Origin of the sequence: Kitasatospora sp. NPDC085895 (assembly GCF_040702125.1) — a bacterium.
GTDB lineage: Bacteria > Actinomycetota > Actinomycetes > Streptomycetales > Streptomycetaceae > Kitasatospora > Kitasatospora arboriphila.
In genome coordinates, this window is the sequence record NZ_JBFBJY010000060.1 from 18848 (window position 1) to 38864 (window position 20017).

Consider the following 20017-nt stretch of genomic DNA (forward strand, 5'->3'; position numbering starts at 1 on the left):
GGCCGAGGGGCTGGCCGGTGCGCAGGTCCCAGATACGCACCGTGCCGTCCCTGCTGCCGGTGACGGCGATGGGGGTGCCGTCGAGGTCGGTGCACGCCACCGCGGACACGTTGCTGGTGGGGCCGGTGAGGGGTTCGCCTGTGCGCAGGTTCCAGACGTGCACCGTGCCGGCTGCGCTGCGGGTGACGGCGATGGGGGTGCCGTCGAGGTCGGTGCACGCCAGCGCGAGCACGGTGTCGGTGTGGCCGGTGAGGGGGTGGCCGAGGGGCTGGCCGGTGCGCAGGTCCCAGATACGCACCGTGCCGTCCCTGCCGCCGGTGACGGCGACGGGAGTGCCGTCGACATCGGTGCACGCCACCGCGGAAACCAGGTCGCTGTGGCCTGTAAGAGGTTCGCCGAGGGGCTGGCCGGTGCGCAGGTCCCAGATACGCACCGTGTGGTCCCTGCTGCCGGTGACGGCGACCGGGATGCCGTCGACATCGGTACACGCCACCCCGAGCACGAGCGCAGCATGACCGGTGAGCGTATCGCGCAGGGCAGGAGTGAAGGCGCCGCCGGTACTCCAGACCGGAAACCAGTGACCGGGCGGGATGCGGGCGGTGAGAGATTGCTGCAGGTCGTGTGCGCCGGCCCGGGCGGCATCGAGTGCGAGGACCTGTCGGCGCATTGTTGAGGGGACGGCCTGATGCAGGTTGAGGCTGGTGCGGTAGACGGCAGCGGTCAGGCGCGCGGTGTGATCGGTGGCGTGGCGCAGGTAGGGGGTGAGGCTGCGGGGGTCGGCGTGGACGAGGTAGTCGCTGTCGGCAAGGATCTGGTCCAGGAGTCCTGCTTCGGTGGCGTGTTCGGCAAGGTGCCCCAGCGTGTAGGGGTGGGCGCGGGACCAGTCACGGGTGGCGTCTGCCTGGTAGGGCACGCGATCGGTGAGGATGCGGGTGAAGGCGGCGTGAACTGCTTTGGGGTCGATGCCGTCGCGCAGGTAATCGGCCATTGCCTGGTGGTACAGCCGGTAGGCAGAGCGGCCGGCTTCCGTAGCTTCGACCACGTAAGACCCAGCCGTGCGGCGCAGCCACAGCAGGTCGTCATCGCTGTACTTGCATCCTGAAATCTCGGATGCAAGGGGTGCCCAGATGTCTTCCCAGGGCAGGCCCTGGCCATGGGCGAAGGCCAACGGGCGCAACAGATCCATGGCGCGTTGCGCGTTGGGGCCGAGGCGGCGGACGAGGTCCCGGGACATGGCGTCATGAGCGTGTCGAGGCAGGCTGGCACGCCATGCGGGGTCGTCCGGATTGAGAACGACGGTGTCGTCGGCTGCGAGAGTGCCAGCGGTGATGCGTGCGATCAGGAACGATGTGCCAGCAGCTTCGGCGACCGCCCGCCCGACCTTACGCAGAGCCCCTGGCTCTTCCCGGTAGGGAGACCGGTAGGGGGAATCGGGGTGTGCTTCGAGCAGGGTGCGCATGGCGTAGGCCGCCAGGGCCTGCGGATCCGCGTACCGGTCGTCGTCCAGGTTGACGACGCGTGCAGGCTCGCTCTTGGGGTCAATACCAAGGCGGGGTAGCAGGTAGGAACGGGTGCCCAGGAGTAGGCGGATACGGCCGCGGGCGTGCTCGATGAGCGGTCGTAGGACGGTGGTGCACAAGGTCTCGGGGGTGGCGGCCTCGTCCAGGGCATCGATCAGGACGGTCAGTGGGCGTGAGCGTGCTTGTTGGTCGAGTGCGTCCAGAAGTTGGCCCACGGTGTGGGCCTGCACGCGCGCGGCGGCGCCCAGTGCCCGAAGGACGTCGTCATCGGTGAGCCGCTGCGCGTAGATGGCAGTGCCGATCGCATCGACGTCGATCAGGTCGACGGGCAAGCCGAGGGCGTCGAGAGGGACGGTGCGGCGGCGCTCGGGGTGGGCGAGTGCGGCGATCAGACCGAGAACTGCGGTCTTGCCCGATCCAGGGGCGGCCGTGACCACCAGGCAGGCTGGTTGGTCGTCATCGGCAGGGGTATTCAGCCACTGGGCTACGGCATGCAGCGCCGCATGTCGGCCGCTGAACCACCAGCTCGGATCGGCGTTGCTGTGATAACCCATGGCACGAATCAGTAGGCGGCGGGTGAACTCGGTGTGCCGTCGTTGGTCCTCTTCTTCGAAGGCGGCGGCCTGCTGCAAGGCGAGATCGACCTCAGTCAGCCGTGGGTCATGGCGGGGATTGGGGAGGAACACGGGTGGCACTCCCTTCAGCCCCAGCAGGTTCAGGTTGATGTCCTGGTACTCAGGCTTTTCGGGAGAGTCGTTGATGTGTTGCACGATCGCGTCGAGAGGCAGGGTTTCGGGGCTGTGGCCAGCCACCGGGAGGCTGTTGATCGCGGCATCCAGCAGCTGCGGGAACAAGCCCGCCTGGGCCTGCTGGTGTGGCTGGGCGGAAGAGACGAGCACCAGACCGGACCCGGACGTCGTCTTCCACTCCGAGCCCAGACGGGCGAGGGCCGTTGCCGCCAACTGGTTGCCGCCCTGTTCTGCATAACAGGCGTCGAGCAGCAGAAGGACCCGCCGGATTCGGGTGTTGTGCAGCATCGCCCTCGTCAGGTTCGCCGTTGGCAGCGCAGTGTAGGCCAGATCGTCCGGATCGCTCTCGGTGGTGAGCAGGACATGCTCCACACCGTCGTCGAGGATCTCACCATGGCAGGACAGATAGACGGTCAGCAGGTCGTCCTCGCGGCGCTGCGGTGAGATGCAGAAGTCGTGCAGCGCATCCAGCAGTTGGTGGCGGGTGGGATTCATCCCGACCGCACTGTGGAGCTCGTACCCGAGCTGCTCCGTGAAGATCTCGGCGATCTGCTCGCGGGCCTCCCGCAGCCCAGGCCGGTCCCAGTCCGGATTCTTGGGGTAGTCGGCCACGGCGGCGGAGATCAGGAACCGGCGGGGCTCCTGCGTCATGCTTGCAGTCCCGATAGCGGTCATGTCAGACCTTCCGCGACGGCCTGGCCGCACAGTTCGTCGGTCAGGTAGGCGGTGGCGTCGTGCGCGGTGGCGCCGTTGTGCACTACTCCTGAGCGCAGACGCTGGCCGAACAGGGGACGCAGGTCCTTGACCAGAGCCACCACGTCGCCGGCATCCGCGAGGTTGGTCCAGGCGAGACTTCCGTTCCCCGGCCACGCTCCCAGAAGGTTCTGCTCCGACCGTGTGGGGGCCGGGCGGAGCCGGTCGAACACCAGGTGGCGGATCCCGAGGGGCGAACCGATGGTGACCAGGGCCCGGACGGTGTGGCCGGGCATGGCACACAGGGCCTCGTAGGCCACCACCGACCCGAGTGAGTGGGCCACCACGACCCGAGTTTCCGAGCCGATCGCGTTGACCACTCGGCCGCGCACCTGCTCGCGGAGCCCGTCGTCGACCAAATAGCGGCGGACCTGCTTCAGGTCCGAGATCAACGCTCGAAGGGCCAGGCCGGCGAAGAACTTCGACCCGGATAGCGCCCGCAGCGCGGCCTGCACGCTGCTCGGCGTCGAGACCAGGGTGTCTCTGGCGGTCGGCGGTGCTACGGACGGGTCTGCCTCGGCGGCTGCCCGCCACCATGCGAAGAGCAGTTCCTGCTCGAAGCCGTCCTCGACGTCCGACGGCGTGTACGGCGGGTCCCCGACGGCGAGCATCTGGCCGGCCGGACGGAAGAGATCTCCGTAGAACCCCATCCCTACATCCGCTTCCGCCACCAGACCTGCCTTGCCAGCGCGGATCAGTCCGTCGCTGAGCGGCGGCCACCAGGCCGTCCGCAGACTGTTCTCCCCGCGCACCTGCTGGCCGATGCCGTGCACACACACCACCCGGGCGCCGGGCCCGGCTTCACCACCCACTGGCGGTCGCGCGGCTTGTAAGTCGTTTCCTGCGCGCCCCATACCTCCAGTACCCCCCTCCTGCAGCGGAAGTGCAACAGCGCGGGTTGGCTGGCCGCGGGAGCCTCCACGCGGTCGCGCGGGAGAACGAGTTGCTGACCCGTTGCCAGGGGGCGCCAGCGCGGAAGTGGCTCGAAAAATGTGACTACTTCCCGGGGGATAGCGAAACTATCCCCCGGGGAGTAGCTTGGTGGGGTCGGAGGCCATCCGATCCCACCGCCCCGCGCGCGCCGGCGTTGCGACCGCCGTGTGCCCGCGCCGGGCCACCCAGGAGGTTACCCGTGAGCACCCCTGTGAAGGTCGACGTCCGCTACGTCACCCGCTCCGCCGAGCTCCACCGCCGCTACCACGGCCAGTCCCAGGCCCAGCCCGTCTACGTCGAGCTGGGCCTGGGGGACGGCGTCCTGCTCGCCTCCTACGACGCCGAGGTCGGAGGCGGCCGCCCGGCGGAGGTGCACCACGGCATCGACTGGCGCTGGACGATCCCGATCCTTCAGGCCGAGGCGGCGAACGAACTGCTGGACGAGCTGGCGCCGCTGGCGCAGCAGGTCCTGGACGGCTCCGAGGTCGTCTGGGACGGCCACAACCGGGTCGGCCGGATCCTGACCGACGAGGCACAGGCCGCCTTCGACGCGATCGGCGAGCGGTGCGCGGCCCTCACGGACGAGGACGAGGGCGTGCTGCCGGTGTGGGACATGGACAGCATCGGCGACGCCTGGACCGCGGACGAGGCCGGCATCACCGCCGAGACGACCGATGCGGAACTGGAGGAGATCGAGGCCCGGCTGCTGCAGGAGTTCCGCGAGGGTCAGGACCAGCCGCACGCCGTGATCGAGGGCCTGACGGAGCACCTGCGCCAGCTGCGCGACGACCTGGCCGCCGAACAGGACTGACCCCGCCCCTCGCGCCCGGTGCCCCGCCCGGCTTGTCCGGCCGGCGGGGCACCACCCCCGCCCCCGTCTGTCGATCCCGCAGCACCACCTGGAGAGCACCATGCCGCCCCGGTCCGAGACCCCCGAGTGGCTCACCGCCGTGCACGAGGCCGACGTCGCCGCCGACTATCTGCGCGACCAGGCCGAACAGAACGCCGACCTGCGCGCCCACGCGATCTGGCGCGGCGTCCAGGAGGCCGGGCGCAACGGCCGGCCGGCCGTCGCCGACCTGCTCGGGGTGCGGGTCGGTGCCGTCGACAAGGCGATCGCCCGCGCCAAGGGCAACCCGCTGCACAGCCACCTGCCGGGCAACCTGCTGGAGCGGCTGCTGGACCTGGAACTGGCCGAAGTGCCCCCGCTGACCACACCGCAGTGGCAGGCCATCGCCCACCTGGTGCGCGCCACCGTCGTGGACGTCACCTGGCTCCACGACCCCGCCGGCCTGCTCGCCGACGAGATCCAGGACGCGGGCCGGGCCGGCGACCTCGACGGCATCGACACCGAAGCGCTCGCGGCCGCCGTCCGCACCTGGCGCCGCACCCAGACGGTCGCCGTCCTCGAAGCGATCCGCCAGGACGCCACCGACTCCCTGCCCACCACGGACCGGCCGTGACCGACACCACCGACACCACCGCCGACACGACCGACCCGACCGGCACCGCCGACCCGGCTGCGGGCGTCCCGACGGCCTGCCCGCTCCCGCAGCCCCGTCGGGATCCGGCGCCGCTGCGCCCCTACCAGCGCGAGGCCGTGACCGCGATCGTCCGCGGCCTGGCCGCCGGCGGGCCGGGGCAGTGGCACGCCTGCTGCGGCTCCGGCAAGACCCTGGTCGCCCAGCGCGCCGCCGAACAGTTCCTCGGCCCGGCCGGGACCGTCGCGGTGCTCGCCCCCTCGCTGTCCCTGGTCGCCCAGACCCTCGCCTCCTGGCAGCACCACACCCGCACCGGGCCGATTCGGGTGCTCGCGGTGTGCAGCGACGACACTGTCGCCGACGCCGCCACCCACCTGGCCGACCTGACCTGCCCGGTCACCACCGACCCCGCCCAGATCGCCGCCTGGCTGCACACCCCCACCGCCACCGGACTGCGCCTGATCGTCGGCACCTACGCCTCCGCCGACCGGCTCGCCGAAGCCGTCCGCGCCACCACCCCGCTGGACCTGCTCGTCCTGGACGAGGCGCACCACCTCACCGGCCGCGCCGACCAGACGACCCGCCGCTGCGTGGACCGCACCCACCTGCCCGCCCGCCGGTCCCTGTACCTGACCGCCACGCCGCGCCTGGAGAACCTGCAGGACACCGCGCCGCTGCTGTCCATGTCCGACACCACGGTGTTCGGCCCGGTGCTGCACAGCTACCCGGCCGCCCGCGGCATCGCCGAGGGCTACCTGGAGGACTACCGCATCGCGGTCATCGGCATCCCCGACCGCGACGCCCGCGCCCTGCTCACCGACCCGGCCGCCGAATACATCGACCGGCCCGGCGCCCCCGCCCTGCAGACCGTCGTCGCCCAGGCCGCCCTCATCAAGGCCCGCGAGCGCTACGGGCTGCGCCGCGCCCTGACCTTCCACCACCGGGTGGACGCCGCGGCCGAGTTCGCCCGCACCCTGCCCGCCACCGTGGCCCGGCTCGGCCAGGACCCCGAAGCGCTGGACGCCGGGCACGTCCACGGCGAGATGCCCCACCAGCAGCGGCACCGGATCCTCACCCGTCTCGCCGCGGTTCCCGACGGCCGGTGGGCGGCCGTGGCCTCCGCGCGCTGCCTGGCCGAGGGTGTGGACGTGCCCGCCGTCGATGCGGTGCTGTTCGCCCATCCCAAGCGCTCCGCCGTCGACATCGTCCAGGCCGTCGGCCGCGCCCTGCGCCGCCACCCCGACACCGACGGCCCGTCCACCATCATCGTCCCGCTCGTCGTCCCCGACACCGACGGCGAGATCGGCGACCTGGACGCCGGCGCCTACCAGACGCTGTGGCAGGTCATCCGCGCCCTACGCGCCCACGACGAGCCGCTCGGCGTCGCCCTGGACCGCCAGCGCTCCCACGCCTCCACGTCCAACCCCCGCCTGCCCGGCAAGATCAGCATCGTGCTGCCCGAGGGCACCTCGCAGCACGTCATCGACCAGCTCACCGTGCTGACCGTCCGTCAGACCACCTCCCCCTGGTGGGAGCAGCACGCCCGGGCCGCCGCCTGGCACGCCGAGCACGGCCACCTCGACATCCCGCTGCGGCACGCCAGCGCCGACGGCGCCCAGCTCGGGCAGTGGCTGGTCCAACAACGCCGGTTCTACCGGAAGGGCTGGCTGCCCGCCGACCGGATCACCGCACTCGAGGCCCTGGGCGTTGTGTGGGACCCGGCCGACGCCCGCTGGCAGCAGCTGCTCACCGCCTACCGCACCTGGCGCCAGCAGCACGGGCACCTCGACATCCCGCAGCACACCACCGCCCCCGGGCCCGACGGCACAGTGCTGCAGCTCGGCGGCTGGATCATCAAGCAGCGCGCCGCCCACCGGCAGGGTGCCCTCGCCCCCGAGCGGGTCGCCGCGCTAGAGGAGGCCGGGATCGCCTGGGACCCCTACGAGGCGGCCTGGCAGCGCAACGTCCAAGCCTGGCTCGACCACCGCGCCGCCCACGACGGCGCCGACGTCCCCCAAAGGCACGTCACCGCCGACGGCCTGCGCCTGGGCGCTTGGGTCAGCCAGATGCGCGCCAAACGCGCCAACGGCAAGCTCCCCGCGCACCGCGCCGCCGAACTCGACGCCCTCGGCTTCCCCTGGAAGGGCACCCCCCGCTGGGAGCCGTTCCTCGCCGCCGCCCGCACCTACCACCAGCAGCACGGCCACCTCAACCCACCGCCCGGCACCACCGTGAACGGCCTCGACCTCACCACCTGGCTCACCCGCCAGCGCGCCACCCACCAGGCCGGCACCCTCCACCCCGACCTCGCCGCCCAGCTCGACGCCCTCGGCATCGACTGGACCCCACCCGAGCCGGCCGATCCGTTCACCACCGGCCTCGCCGCCGCCCGCACCTACCGGGCCCAGCATGGCCACCTGCGCCCGCCCCACAACACCGTCCATGACGGGGTCCAGCTGTCCGCCTGGCTGATCCGCCAACGCAAGCACCACCGCGCTGGCACCCTCACCCCCGAGCGCACCGCCCAGCTCGACGCCCTCGGCATGGTCTGGGACCCCGACGCCGACGACTGGCAGCGCCTCCTGGCCGCCGTCCGCGCCTTCCACACCTGCCACGGCCACCTGCGCCCGCCCACCGGCACCGTCGTCGACGGCGTCCAGCTCTCCAACGCCCTGATCCGGGCCCGGAAACGGTGGCGGCTCGGACGCCTCGGCCCGCAGCAGATCCGCGACCTCGATGCCCTCGGCATGCAGTGGGAAGTCCCCAAGGGACGAGTCCGCCCGGCGCCCGGCACGCCGTAGAAGCAGCGACCCGTGCAACGTCCCAGCCCGGTACGACCTATCGGGCCCGGACGTTGCCGTTCACGCGCTGGTGCGGCGGGTGGCCCGCTTGGCCGGCGTCGTCTTCTTCGCGGTCGCGGGCGTGGTCTTCTTGGCGGCCGCCGTTGTCTTCTTGACCGCGGAGGTGGCCTTCCTGGCGGTGGCCTTCTTCACGGGCATGGAGGCGGTCGGGGCCTCGGTGGCGGTGCGCTTCGCCGCGGTCCGCTTCCGGCCGGGCGCGGCTGCGGCGCTCTTCCCGGCGGTGAGCGAGCCCTTGGGGGCCTTGGCGGTGGCCGGGCCGGACTTCGGCAGCTTCTTGGCGCCGGAGACCAGGTCCTTGAAGCCCTGGCCCGGCCGGAAGCGCGCCACGCTGGTCTTCTTGACCCGCACGCGCTCGCCGGTCTGCGGGTTGCGGGCCATGCGGCCGGCCCGCTCCACCTTCTCCAGCGTGCCGAAGCCGGTGACCTGTACCCGCTCCCCGGCTACCACGGCACGGACCATGGCGTCGAGGACCGCGTCCACGGCGTCCTCCGCGGCGGCGCGGCTGCCGAGCTGCCCGGCCACCGCCTCGACCAGCTGTCCCTTGTTCATGACGACGACTCCACAACCGCATCGGGAACGGTTTGTCCTATTTCATCCTCAACATAGGGGTCACCCGGGACCGCCGCCTGCGCAGCAGGGCCGCGCAGGCGGCATCAACCTCCGGTTGTCGCAGGGCCGCTCTCCGTACGACAGCACGCGGCCGCCCGTTCGGGTCGCCCGCCGCGGGAGGTTGTGCAGGCCGACTTCTGCCAACGTCCCTGCCGCGGCGGGTAGTCCTGCCGGGCAGGGGCCGGCCGTCAGTGCGGACCGGCATGATGGTCACTGCCGTCGACGACAGACAGGAGTGCGCCGTGAGCAGGTCGCCAAAACGGCACACCGCCACCGAGGTCACTGTCGTGGTTGACCCGGCCGTCCCCGCCCGTGACCGGGCCGGCATCGCGGAGATCCTGCGCGCCTTGCCCCGCCGTGCCGCGGACGACCTGCAGGTCTCCAGTGCCCTCGCCCCCGATCTGCTCGGCAGGGCGGCCGCCACCGCGGGCGCCGGCGGCGCCCTCGCCGCTGTGGCTACCTGGGCCCAGAGCGGCATCCACACCCCACGCCCCGGCTCCCTGACCGAACTCCTCCTCACCGGCTGCGACTGGGCCGCCTTGCTCGGCCTGCTCGCCCTGGCCGGCGGCGGCATCCTCACCACCGTCCTCGGCACACTCCGCCTCACCGAGACCCGCCAACTGCACCGCCTGCTGCGCACCGCCCGCACCCGCGCGGTGCGCACCGACGCACTGACCGGGCCCGCCGCCGACCTCCTCGTCCGCGCCCAGAGCGCCGTCGCCGCGATTCGTGCCTCGCGCCTGCACGACGCCGACCTCGCGGGGCTGCGCGGCCGCACCGAGGAGCACCTGCCGGTCGAGCTGTGGGAGATCGCCCAGACCCTCCAGCAGTACAGTCTGCTGGCCGGCACGGAGGTCGACGGCGGAGACGATGCGGCGGCCGGGCTGCGGGCCGCCGAGCGCAAGGTCCTCGCCGCCGCCGAGCGCCGCATCGAGGCGCTGGAGCTGTACGCGGCGAGCGCCACCGAGGCCGACCGCCGCCTGGAGGAGCTCGCCGCTGTCGAGCGGCTCGAAGCCCGCGGCGAGCAGGTCCTCGACCTCCTCGCCCGCACCGCCGCCGCCGACGTCGCCGCAGCCGACACCCGCACCCTGGCCGAGCAGACCGCGGCCGCCGCCCAGGCCCTGACGCAGGCCATCGGCGAGGCCAAGGACGCCGCCATCGTCGTCCTGCCCGAACCCGACACAGCAGCCTGACCACAAGCCGCCGAACGGGCATGTCGCAGCTGCGGCGTAGGTTCGGCGCATGGACGTCGAATCGCTGCAGGTCGAAGAGCTCGTGGACCTCGCGGTCGATGAGACCGTCCGCACCGGGGAGGGTGCCGCGGGCCGGCTGCTCGTCGCCGAGCTGGAACGCCGGGGTGGCGACGCGGTGTGGGAGGGCGCGCTGTTTCTGTTCGGCGTCCTGGCCACCCGGCCGGTGTACGGCCTGCCGGAGCGGGCCGGGGTGGAGCGGCTGCGGCAGGTGGCCCGCGGGACGCCGGACCTGCTGACCGCCCTGGTGCTGGAGTGCCTCGCCGAGCACCGCGATGCGGGCGCGGCCGCGGCGCACGCACTGTGGCAGCTCGCGCCCGCCGGGCTGCAGCGGGCCGCGCTGCTGCAGCTGCTCATCTCGGCGTGTGCCGCGGTCGGCTCCGACCACGGCACCCTCACGCCGGCGCAGACCGTGGCCCTGGTCAAGCAGCTCATCGTGGCCGGTGCGCCCGATTGACCGGGCGTACCCGCCGGCCGGACCGATAGCAGGGCGGTGACTCGGCCGGCCGCAGGGTGAGCGGTAGGTGGATACGTGAGTGCCCGGCCGCATCGCGGCCGGGCACTCACACGCTTCGGGGCCGTCAGGCGTTGGCGGCCAGCGCGACCGCCCGGGCACCGGCGGCATCGGCCCGCTGGACGGCCTTGGCAAGCGGCGCCGACATGGTGCCGGGCTTCCACGTGCCGGCCTGCAGCTCCCGCTGCCAAACGGTGCCGGCCTCTTCGAGGCGCTCGGCGTACTCCTCGACAGCGACGATCATCGCCCAGCCGTTGCCCTGCGGCTCGCCCGCGGCCAGGCGCCGGGCCATCGACCAGACCCCGGCGGCGAGCGCGGCCCGGTTCGGCACCTCGACCGCGGTCACGAACCGGGCCGCGGCCAGTGCCGAGTTCACCGCGTCCTGGGCCCGCACGACCATCTCCAGGTCCTTGCCGTCGAGGTCCTCACCCCGCAGCAGGTACCGGCCCTGCGCGGCGGCGAGGTCCTCGGCGACCGCCCGCTTCCCGCCGGGCACCAGCACCAGACGCCACGCGATCGCGCCGACCAGCAGGGCGATGACGACGTAGACCCACACCGCCACCGCCACGAACGTGCCCATGGAGACCGGCGCGGTGCCCTGGGCCTTCTGAACGCCGGTCATGATCAGGAACGACAGCGGGGAGATGACGACCGCTGCGCCGTAGAACAGGCCGGCGCCCTTCAGCACGCCCGGGGCGGTGGCCAGGTCGTAGGCGGCCCTCCGGGGCAGCGTGGTTCCCGGCTGGCGCAGAACCTGCGGGCACTGGCGGGCCAGCCGGTGCACCGTCTTCTGCACCGACTCCGCCAGGCCCGGGTCCACCACGGCGGCGGCCGGGGCCTGCCGGCCCGAACGGCTCTCCAACGACATCTGCGGCCTCGCCTCTCCCACGAAGGACTCCACAAGCCGGAGCAGCCGGCCACCGACAATATGCCGCACGCCGCCGACACCCCGCGACGGCCCGGCACCCCGCCCACGACGGGCCGCGGCAGTCCGGCCCGGCCCGAGACGGGACCGGGCCGCCGCCGCGTGCTACTCGCGGTCGCCGGGGAGCTGTTCGGTCACCAGCCGCCACAGCTCGCCCGCCACCCACGACCCGGCACCGGACAACAGCCGCCCAACCACCAGACCACCCCACCCCGACGGGTCCCGCCACGCCGGAACCACCCGGCCGGCGCCCGCAGCCCCGGCCGGCTGTACCCGCCGCTCGCCACCGTCCTCTGGCTGGCCCGTCGCCTCGCCGGCGCCGTGCGGCTTCTTCTCGGCCTCGTCCACGCTGCTCTCTCCATTCGCTCGATGCGGGTGGTGGACGTCGGATCCGCTCGGGACGGCAGCGGGCGATGAGCCCTCTGGCTGGTCCTCAGCGGTCCGACAGGCCGGGACAGTAGGAAGTTCACAGCGCCGATCAACCCCGCTGCGGACACCGATTTCGCAACCCGCCGAGTACGGGTGCAGGGACAAGGAACCGCACGCGTATACACCACCCAGCGGGCGAATCAACCCCCGCGTGACCAGCACCGATCCCTATCCGAGCGGCACCGGCCGGACCGCTCGTCGCACTATTGCCGACCCGCCGCGCAGCCCCGGGCCCGCGCCGTAGGCTCCCGCTCGTGCCCTCCCTCGCCGCGGACCCCCGCCACGCCCGCCTGGTCGCCGTCCTGCCGCCGCTGCTCACCCGCTCCTGCCCGCCGCAGGCCGGCGGCTACGGCGGAGCGTGGGAGGTCCGCCTGACCCGCGCCGAGACGGAAGACCTCGGCGGGCTTGCCCTGCTGCGCTCGGCGATGCTGGCTGCTGCCGGCTCGCTCGGCTGGCGGCCCGAGACGTACGGCGCCCCGACGTTGTACGGGGCCGTTGCGGGGATCGTCGACCGTCGCCCGGTGCCGCAGGAGTTCGCCGGTGCGGTCGACCGTTACCGCGAGGAGCGGATGCGGGCCGCGGTCGAGACGGCCGAGCGGAACCGGGCCGACGGCCGGCATCGGGCGGTGCGCGGGTCGGTGTTCGTGACCACCCAGGAGTTCCGGGCCGCCCTCGCCGACTGGTAGCCGCCCGGGACCCCTTTCGGTCCCGCACCGACTCTACGATCGCCCGGCCGCGAGGTTGGCCAGGATGTTCGCTGAGCCGACGGGCGGTCATACTGCGAGACGTGAATGATGATCGCCGCCCTCTCGGTATGCCGGAGTTCTCCGCACCCGCCACCGACCAGCCGGTCACCGTCGACCGGCGGCCTCTGCCGCAGGTGGACCCGGCCCTGTTCCTGCCACCGTCCTCCACCGGGCAACCCACTGAGACGCCCGCTCGCCGCCCTCTCGCGGACGGCGGCCTAACGTTCTCCAGCACCGTCTGAGCGAAGCCGGCGAGGGCAGGCTACGACCACGGCAAGTGGACCTTCGGTCCGTCCAACGTGGCGGCGCCGCGGCCCAGCAACCTGGATGCACCGAGCCCTGGTCCAGGACCTCGACAACCAACGGGTCATGCTCAACAGCCGGCCAGAAGCCACCGCAGCGCAAGCCACCTACCGGGCGTGGGGCTACCGGTGCGTCGGCGCGGCGATCCCGTGGGATGGGGGCTGCGCCCCACGACCTGCTTGTCCGTGACCTGCCAAACCTCCCGGCAGGTCACGTGTGATGCCGGATTGGCATGTAGACGCATTCCCCGGGCGGGTAACGGAGTGATAGGACTACGGAGCGCTGATCTTGCGCTACTGCGGGACATGGAGGGACATGGCTGAGGCCGCCGGGGTGAGCGACGAGGTGCAGCGCCCGATTTTTGAGGGGATTCCGGAGCCGAAGTCGCCGGACACGGTCGTCCTTGCTCCTCCTATGCAGAGCGCGCCGCTGCCGACGCCGGAGCAGATGCTTCGCTACGACTACTCCGCGGACGACTGGGAGGACTTCACGGTCGAATGGGTGCGAGCGCTCGGTCAGCCCTACGTTCGGGTCCAGCGGATGGGCGGAGCGGGAGACAAGGGAGCGGACATCGCCGCTTGCTTGACGCTGCGGGGCACGAAAGGCGAGTGGCACTGCTACCAGTGCAAGCACTATCTGGCTCCGCTCGTACCTTCGGACGCTTGGCCCGAGATCGTCAAGATCTTCGTAGCAAAGGTCCGAGGGGACTACGAGCTGCCCACGCGATACGTGTTCGTGGCACCGAAGATCGGAACGACACTCAAACGGCTGCTTCTCGATCCAGAGGAGATGCAGACCGAGTTCTTCGAGGCATGGAACAAGGACAAGTCGACTCTTGGCACCAACCTGGAACCGGCGGAGCGGTCGGCGGTCGAGGCGCTTGCACGGTCGACCCACTTTTCCATGTTCCAGCCAGCAGACATGGAATGGATCGTGAAGGTGCACAGCACCACACCCCACCACGTGCGCCGGTTCCCGCAGCAACTGCCGCCCCGACCCGCTGTTGAGCTACCGCCGACTGAACAGGGCGCTCAGGAAGCAGTCTTCGTTCGAAAACTCCTGGACGTCTACAACGAGAAGCACGGCCTTGCCCTGCAGACACTCCAGGAAGCCCGGGATCACCAGAAGACCAAGGAACACCTGATCCTTCAGCGGGAGGCCTTCTACAGCGCCGAGTCGCTGCGCGTGTTCGCTCGCGAGAGCGTGCCACCTGCCACCTACAAGGCGATCGAAAACGATCTCTATCATGCCCTTTACGACGTGGCAGACGGCTCGTACGACAACGGGTACGAGCGGCTGCGTCATGTACTGATCGCCGCATCAGGCCACCAGCCCAACCCAGCGAACATCCTGGCCCCGGTCGTGACCGGCCTCGATAAGAAGGGCCTGTGCCACCACCTCGCCAACGACGATCGCCTCACTTGGTGCAAGGGGGAGGAGCGATGATGAACCCCCTCAATGGTCCTGTCGAAGTCGGCGTCCGAGCGCTCGTTCTCCTGACTGAGGCCTTCCCCCGCCGCCTGGATGTGGCCGAGCTCGTCTACCTCGACCACGCCTTGCTGCACAGTGGAGACTTCGCAGGGGGCCCGGACAGTCTCCAACCGGACCTGCCCGCAGGACCAGGGGAGCTCGGCCTGCGTCGCTCCCTCGTTGAACAGGGACTGGTTGTACTTTTGCGGGCCGGTCTGGCGGACATGACCACCGACGAGGCTGGCTTTCTCTATGGCGCGACGGAGGAAGCTGCCAGCTTCCTGGACACGCTCAAGGCCGGCTACGTCGGCGCGCTCAAGAACCGTGCCGCTTGGCTGGCCGAGCACTATCTCCACGACGGCGTAGATGTCCGGGAAGACATGAAGCAGATCACCCGGCGTTGGGCCGACCAACTGCGTGCCGAAGCCACCGGCCACAGAAGGGACGAAGACCAGTGAGCGCCCTGACTCTGATGCACCTCACCTCGGTAGGCCCGGACAAGCCGCCAGCGAGCGTCGAGTTCGGCCCCCATCTGACCGTCGTCTACGGGGCATCCGAGACCGGTAAGTCCTACATCGTCGAAGCCATCGACTACATGCTGGGCGCCACCAAGCTCAAGACGATCAGCCAGGCCGACGGCTACACCCACATGCTGCTCGGTCTCCATACCGCCGATGGGGAGATCTTCACCCTGTGCCGGGAAATGGGAGGCACCAAGGTTGATGTCTTCGAGGACGACCTGCGGAGTCTTCCAGCCGTGGCACCGAACAAGACGCTCAACCTCAAGCATGATCCCAAGGCAGAGAACAACCTGTCCCGCTACCTGCTGAAGATCGTCGGAGTCGACGGCCGGCGTGTCTTGAAGAACGCTCGCCGCGTCCTGCGCACGCTCAGCTTCCGGGATCTTGCCCACCTCTGCGTCATCACCGATACGCCGATGGCGGACGAGCGGTCCCCGGTCCTCGCTTCCCGCCAGACGATCAAGGAGACGGAGGACAAGTCCGTCTTCAAGCTCCTTCTGACCGGCGAGGATGAGCCCGAGGGCCCGACGGGCGCGAGCAACGTTGAGAAGAAGGTCGGCAAGGGAAAGATCGAACTTCTCGACCAGCTCATTACCCAGGCGCAGAGCCGCCTGGAGATCGCAAGTAGCGAATCCGAACTGCATGACCAGCTGCGGCGGCTTGAAGAGAGCTTGGTGAACGCATCGGCAGCGGCCAGGGATCTGGTCGCCGATCGTTCCGCCCTGATCGAGCAGGAACGGCAACTGCAGGTGCGGACCACTATGAACCGCGAACGGAGTGGGGAACTCAGCACACTCCTCGGCCGCTTCGGGCTCCTTCGCCAGCAGTACGAGTCCGACCTCGACCGCCTGCGGATGGTCGCCGAAGCAGGAAGTCTTCTCGGCTACTTCTTCCGGGAAGGCCCGTGCATCTTCTGCGGAGCAGCCCCCGAGCAGCAGCAGCCCGACCATCAGACGGCCGAGACGGAGCAGCTCCAGGCCGCCGTTGCCGCCGAGATCCGCAAGACAACCGAACTCCATGCCGACCTGCTCACCACTATGGATGACCTCGAAGAGCAGCTGCGACTGTTGGAGGGTGACCATGCCTCGCTGATTGCCGGCAGCAGCGCGCTCACCTGCGAGCTTGCCGCCCTTGATGAGCGCCTCGCACCCCTGACCGAGGACACCAAAGCGATCCTGTCTACCCAGAGCAAGGTCCAGGCTGATCTCGCCATCCACGCCCAGGTTCAACAGTTCGAAGAGCTGCGAGCCAGCCTGTCGAGCATGCCGGCCGTTCCCGAACCCGCCCGCCCGGATGGAATTCCCGCCTCGAACCTCGCCGACTTCGAGCGCACGATGCACGAGATCCTGGCCTCGTGGCAGCTCCCTGGCGCCAACCATGTCACCTACGACCAGAGGACCGCCGAGATCTCGGTGGACGGTAGCCCTCGCGGCAGCCGCGGCAGAGGCATGCGATCGGTCATCCACGCGGCATTCACCTTGGCCCTCGCGCGCTACACAGCGGAACGCGACCTCCCTCACCCAGGTTTCGTCGTCTTGGACTCACCGCTGCTTGCATACCGTGAGCCCGATGAGGACTTCGTGATGCCCCGTAACGTGGTCGGCCACTTCTTCCAGTCGCTCCACGACGAGCTCAAGGTGCAGATCATCGTGGCCGAGAACGTCAACCCACCCCAGGACCTGGGTGAGCAGGCGACGCTGCACCCGTTCAGGACGGCGGCGGCGGAGCGAGTGGGGTTCTACCCCGCATCAGCTCCACTCGGCTGATTGGGCAGGTGCTGTCGAGGTCAGCATGAGGGGTCGGGAAGTGACGCTGTCAGCGCTAGTAGCACTCGGGCAGAGGCCCTGTCCGGGCCGCACACTGCGGCCCGGATGAAGTCGGTAGTCATAGGAAGGAAAGCAGTGAGCGCCCTAACCCTGGTGCATCTCACCTCGGTAGGCCCGGGTAAGCCGCCAGCGAGCGTGGAATTCGGACCCCGTCTAACGATCATTTACGGGGCGTCGGCAACTGGTAAATCGTATATCGTTGAAGCCATCGACTACATGCTTGGCGGGCCTCGCCTCAGATCGATCCCCGAATCGAACGGGTACACTCACATACTTCTGGGGTTGCGCACTACTGCTGGCGATGTTCTGACCCTCGCCCGAGGAATGGAAAGCAATAGGGTCGATGTATTTGAGGCGGATGTGCGGGACTTTCCCGCGCCTGTCCCGAATAGGCGACTGCACGCCGGGCACAGTCCAGATGCGGACAACAATCTGTCCCGCTATCTACTGAAGATTCTTGGGGCGGATGGTCGGAGCCTTCTGAAAAATGCCAGGCGCGGGCAGTTGCGCACCCTCAGCTTTAGGGATCTGGCGCGTTTGTGTCTGGTGGGTGAGGTGAAGATGTCTGACCCGCGTTCTCCGGTTCTAGCCTCTGGACAGGCGGCGAACGGGGCGGCAGAGAAGTCTGTTTTCAAGCTTCTCCTGACTGGGGAAGACGAGCCAGAGCCTTTTCTTGGTCCCAGCGATGTAGAGAAGAAGATTGGGACTGGGAGGGCCGATCTCCTCGACGATCTCATCGCCGATGCCCAAAGCAGGCTGACCATCCCTGTCAGCGAATCCGTCCTTAAGGATCAGCTAGCCCAGGTGGAGGAGTCTCTGGCCGCTGAGGCAGCAGCCAATGAGGAGCTGGTTGCGCGGCGCTTCACGCTCGTTGAGCGCGAGCGAATCGTATCCTCGCAAATTGTTGGGAAACGCGAGCGTGCAGGTGAGCTTGAGGTTCTTCTTGCCCGTTTCAACCTCCTCAATCGGCAGTATGAGTCCGATCTTGGACGCCTTCAGATGGTTGCTGAAGCGGGAAGTCTCCTGAACTACTTCTCGGAAAATGGACCGTGTGTATTCTGCGGGGCGGCGCCCAGTCATCAGAGTGCCGAGCGCCAGGTAGGTGGCGTGCAGAAGGTTCAAGTTGCCGCTGGGGAGGAAATCCGCAAGACGGCCGGACTTCGCGATGATCTGAGCCTCACAATAGAAGACCTTGCTGAGCAGCTGCAATTCTTGGAGCGTGAGTGCGCGGAACTAGTGGTAGGAGCTGAGCGAATCAGGGATGAAGTAGGCCGTATCAACAGGCGGCTTGCGCCGCTAAATGATGGCATCAATGAATTGCTTGCATCCCGAACTCGAATTCAGGACGACCTGGCCTTGCATGTTCAGATCCGGCGCCTTGAGAGCGCAAAGAAGTCCCGATCGAACGGAATCCCGGCAGCTGATATTGCTAGTTTTGAAGCTGCCGTGGATGAGATTTTGATGCGATGGGGCATTCTCGGGCATGGCCACGTATCCTACAATCAGAAGACTGCTGACATGTCGGTAGGGAACTTGCCTAGGAATATGCTCGGGCGTGGGATGCGTTCGATCACCCATGCAGCTTTCACAGTAGCGCTTGCCCGCTATGCGGCGATCCGAAGCCACCTGCATCCCGGCTTCATCGTACTGGACTCCCCACTCGTGTTTGGGGCGGCCGCCGCGATTGAATCCGACGTGGTGGCTAACTTTTATCAATCGCTACTCGAAGACCCTCGTGTCCAGGTCATCGTTATTGATAACCTTGACCCCCCTGGAGACCTTAGGGGGCAAGCTACGTTGCACCCGTTCCACTCCGGAGCGAACAGGGCGGGCTTCTATGCCATCTAAACGACCGCCAGCTGACTATCTGATCGTTTCAGAATGAGTCAGCCGCGGGTCTTGCGCTCGAAGATCTTGGTCGACAGGGTGTTCGAGCGTATGTGCTGATCTTGTTCCGGATTGTCTATGGGAGCGGGTGGCTCCGCTGCCGTCGCCCGCTCCCAAGCGGCGCCACCGCCACCCCGGGCGACCTCGGCTTCGCCCTCACCAACCGGTAGCGCGAGACGGTCAGCGATGAACTGTTCGTCCGGGACGAGATCCGTACGATCCTCACCGAGGCCGTACCAGTGCGGAAAGCCGTCGTGCAGCCCGGGCAGTCGGTGCTCCTGGTCCTGAACCTGACCGCCCGGCCGGACGTCGAAGACCTCATGCGCGTCATGGCCGCCGACAACCCGGCCGACGGCGCGGACACGGTGACCCGCTGGCGTGTGATGGCCGCCGCCGACACGGTGGCGCGGCTGGAAGTGGCCTGGTTGGAGCCCGTCTACACCGAACTCGCCGTGGTCCTGGATGCCGACGACCACCGCGAGGCGCTGACCGCGGCCGTCGCCGACGGCCGCATCGCCCTGACCGCCACCGACCCGGCCGGCAGCCTCGACGCCGAGTTCCCGCTCGTGGCGGTCTCCACCGACGGCGCCAGCCTGACCAGCCTCACGCAGCAGGCTGCCCTGTCCTGCCGACGCTGATCAGGCCGGCGGCCAGGGGTTACTCGGGCAGCACGGTGTGGGTGAGCACGGCGCGGTGCTGGATCCGGGCCGGGCCCGCCAGCGTGGCCCAGTAGTCGTCGGTGCCCAGGGCGTCCGCGGCCTGCCGCTCACCCTCCCGCAGCCGGGCCGTCTCGGCCCGCTGCTCATCCGTCAACTCGACGTCCAGTCCGCTGGGCAGGGTGCGCAGGTAGCCCCAGTGGGCGGCGCGGGCTGCGCGCAGCGCCGCCTCCTTCGCGAGGAGCTCGGACGGAAATTCGATCGCCTGTTCGTTCTTCGGCACGGTGCCATCGTAGAGCCCGCCGCTGTTCGGACTCGCGTCGCCCCGCCGACCGTTCGCAGGAGCGGCGCAGCTCCACTCGGTCGGTGGAAGCGCACACCATGAGGCCGGCGCAGTCGAGGGCGAGTATGCCGGGACCGGCCTGTCGGGCGGTGATGCACAGGTGGGTCGGCATGTGTGCCCCGGTGCCAAGGCCGCCGTTTTCATGGCGATCTACCCGGCCGAACGCCGCCTGCGTACGTTGGGATGGGACTCATCTACCGCCCGCCCCCTCTATACCCGCCAGGGCGACGAGCTGGCCGGA

Annotated in this window: 17 protein-coding genes and 2 pseudogenes; 13 read left to right on the plus strand and 6 right to left on the minus strand. The window is 69.5% G+C overall.

Features of this window, described 5'->3' with window-relative positions; all coding sequences use genetic code 11:
- On the minus strand, nt 1-2920 hold a 2920-nt coding region (locus AB0442_RS29510; RefSeq protein ID WP_366166652.1), incomplete at its 3' end, for a caspase family protein.
- A gap of 20 nt (nt 2921-2940) precedes the next feature.
- Nucleotides 2941-3804 carry a hypothetical protein gene (locus tag AB0442_RS29515; RefSeq protein ID WP_366166701.1) on the minus strand — a complete coding sequence of 288 codons (864 nt, stop codon included), beginning with the start codon at nt 3802-3804 and terminating at the stop codon, nt 2941-2943.
- 350 nt (nt 3805-4154) lie between these two features.
- Between AB0442_RS29515 and AB0442_RS29520 the strand changes: the two genes are divergently transcribed.
- From AB0442_RS29520 to AB0442_RS29530, 3 genes are all read left to right on the plus strand, one after another.
- Nucleotides 4155-4766, plus strand: coding sequence for a hypothetical protein (locus AB0442_RS29520; protein ID WP_366166654.1), 612 nt, complete (start codon nt 4155-4157; stop codon nt 4764-4766).
- Nucleotides 4767-4866: 100 nt separating this feature from the next.
- Entirely contained in the window at nt 4867-5418 is a 552-nt protein-coding gene (locus AB0442_RS29525; RefSeq protein ID WP_366166656.1) for a hypothetical protein, read from the plus strand.
- Nucleotides 5415-8237 carry a Helicase associated domain protein gene (locus AB0442_RS29530; RefSeq protein WP_366166657.1) on the plus strand — a complete coding sequence of 941 codons (2823 nt, stop codon included), beginning with the start codon at nt 5415-5417 and terminating at the stop codon, nt 8235-8237. The genes AB0442_RS29525 and AB0442_RS29530 overlap by 4 nt, the downstream gene beginning before the upstream one ends.
- A gap of 60 nt (nt 8238-8297) precedes the next feature.
- Here AB0442_RS29530 and AB0442_RS29535 read toward each other — a convergent pair whose 3' ends face one another.
- Nucleotides 8298-8846 (minus strand): HU family DNA-binding protein, encoded by a 549-nt coding sequence (locus AB0442_RS29535; RefSeq protein ID WP_366166659.1) that lies wholly within the window; start codon nt 8844-8846, stop codon nt 8298-8300.
- Between the two features lie 302 nt (nt 8847-9148).
- Between AB0442_RS29535 and AB0442_RS29540 the strand changes: the two genes are divergently transcribed.
- The gene (locus tag AB0442_RS29540; RefSeq protein WP_366166661.1) at nt 9149-10099 is read left to right on the plus strand and encodes a hypothetical protein; all 951 of its coding nucleotides are present in this window, start codon (nt 9149-9151) and stop codon (nt 10097-10099) included.
- 49 nt (nt 10100-10148) lie between these two features.
- The gene (locus AB0442_RS29545) at nt 10149-10613 is read left to right on the plus strand and encodes a hypothetical protein (RefSeq protein WP_366166663.1); all 465 of its coding nucleotides are present in this window, start codon (nt 10149-10151) and stop codon (nt 10611-10613) included.
- A gap of 124 nt (nt 10614-10737) precedes the next feature.
- Here AB0442_RS29545 and AB0442_RS29550 read toward each other — a convergent pair whose 3' ends face one another.
- Nucleotides 10738-11559, minus strand: a complete 822-nt coding sequence (locus tag AB0442_RS29550) for a hypothetical protein (protein WP_366166664.1) — start codon at nt 11557-11559, stop codon at nt 10738-10740.
- A gap of 141 nt (nt 11560-11700) precedes the next feature.
- Nucleotides 11701-11943, minus strand: a complete 243-nt coding sequence (locus AB0442_RS29555; protein WP_366166665.1) for a hypothetical protein — start codon at nt 11941-11943, stop codon at nt 11701-11703.
- 335 nt (nt 11944-12278) lie between these two features.
- On the opposite strand from AB0442_RS29555, the gene AB0442_RS29560 reads away from it, so the two are divergent.
- From AB0442_RS29560 to AB0442_RS29595, 8 genes and pseudogenes are all read left to right on the plus strand, one after another.
- Nucleotides 12279-12710: a hypothetical protein gene (locus tag AB0442_RS29560; RefSeq protein ID WP_366166667.1), complete on the plus strand. Its 432-nt coding sequence runs from the start codon at nt 12279-12281 to the stop codon at nt 12708-12710.
- Between the two features lie 678 nt (nt 12711-13388).
- A complete protein-coding gene (locus AB0442_RS29565; RefSeq protein WP_366166668.1) occupies nt 13389-14519 on the plus strand; it encodes an ABC-three component system protein in 1131 nt (376 codons plus the stop codon).
- Nucleotides 14516-15001, plus strand: coding sequence for an ABC-three component system middle component 2 (locus AB0442_RS29570; RefSeq protein WP_366166670.1), 486 nt, complete (start codon nt 14516-14518; stop codon nt 14999-15001). The genes AB0442_RS29565 and AB0442_RS29570 overlap by 4 nt, the downstream gene beginning before the upstream one ends.
- Nucleotides 14998-16830 (plus strand): AAA family ATPase, encoded by a 1833-nt coding sequence (locus AB0442_RS29575; protein WP_366166672.1) that lies wholly within the window; start codon nt 14998-15000, stop codon nt 16828-16830. Before AB0442_RS29570 ends, AB0442_RS29575 begins: the two co-directional genes overlap by 4 nt.
- A 105-nt stretch (nt 16831-16935) precedes the next feature.
- Nucleotides 16936-17121: pseudogene (locus AB0442_RS29580) on the plus strand (ATP-binding protein); the annotation flags it as partial.
- Between the two features lie 51 nt (nt 17122-17172).
- Nucleotides 17173-18738, plus strand: coding sequence for a hypothetical protein (locus AB0442_RS29585; protein WP_366166705.1), 1566 nt, complete (start codon nt 17173-17175; stop codon nt 18736-18738).
- 88 nt (nt 18739-18826) lie between these two features.
- A pseudogene (locus AB0442_RS29590) lies at nt 18827-18931 on the plus strand (IS5/IS1182 family transposase); the annotation flags it as partial.
- Between the two features lie 100 nt (nt 18932-19031).
- Entirely contained in the window at nt 19032-19415 is a 384-nt protein-coding gene (locus tag AB0442_RS29595; protein WP_366166673.1) for a hypothetical protein, read from the plus strand.
- A 19-nt stretch (nt 19416-19434) separates the two neighbouring features.
- Here AB0442_RS29595 and AB0442_RS29600 read toward each other — a convergent pair whose 3' ends face one another.
- Nucleotides 19435-19716 carry a hypothetical protein gene (locus AB0442_RS29600; RefSeq protein ID WP_366166675.1) on the minus strand — a complete coding sequence of 94 codons (282 nt, stop codon included), beginning with the start codon at nt 19714-19716 and terminating at the stop codon, nt 19435-19437.
- Nucleotides 19717-20017: the final 301 nt, after the last annotated feature.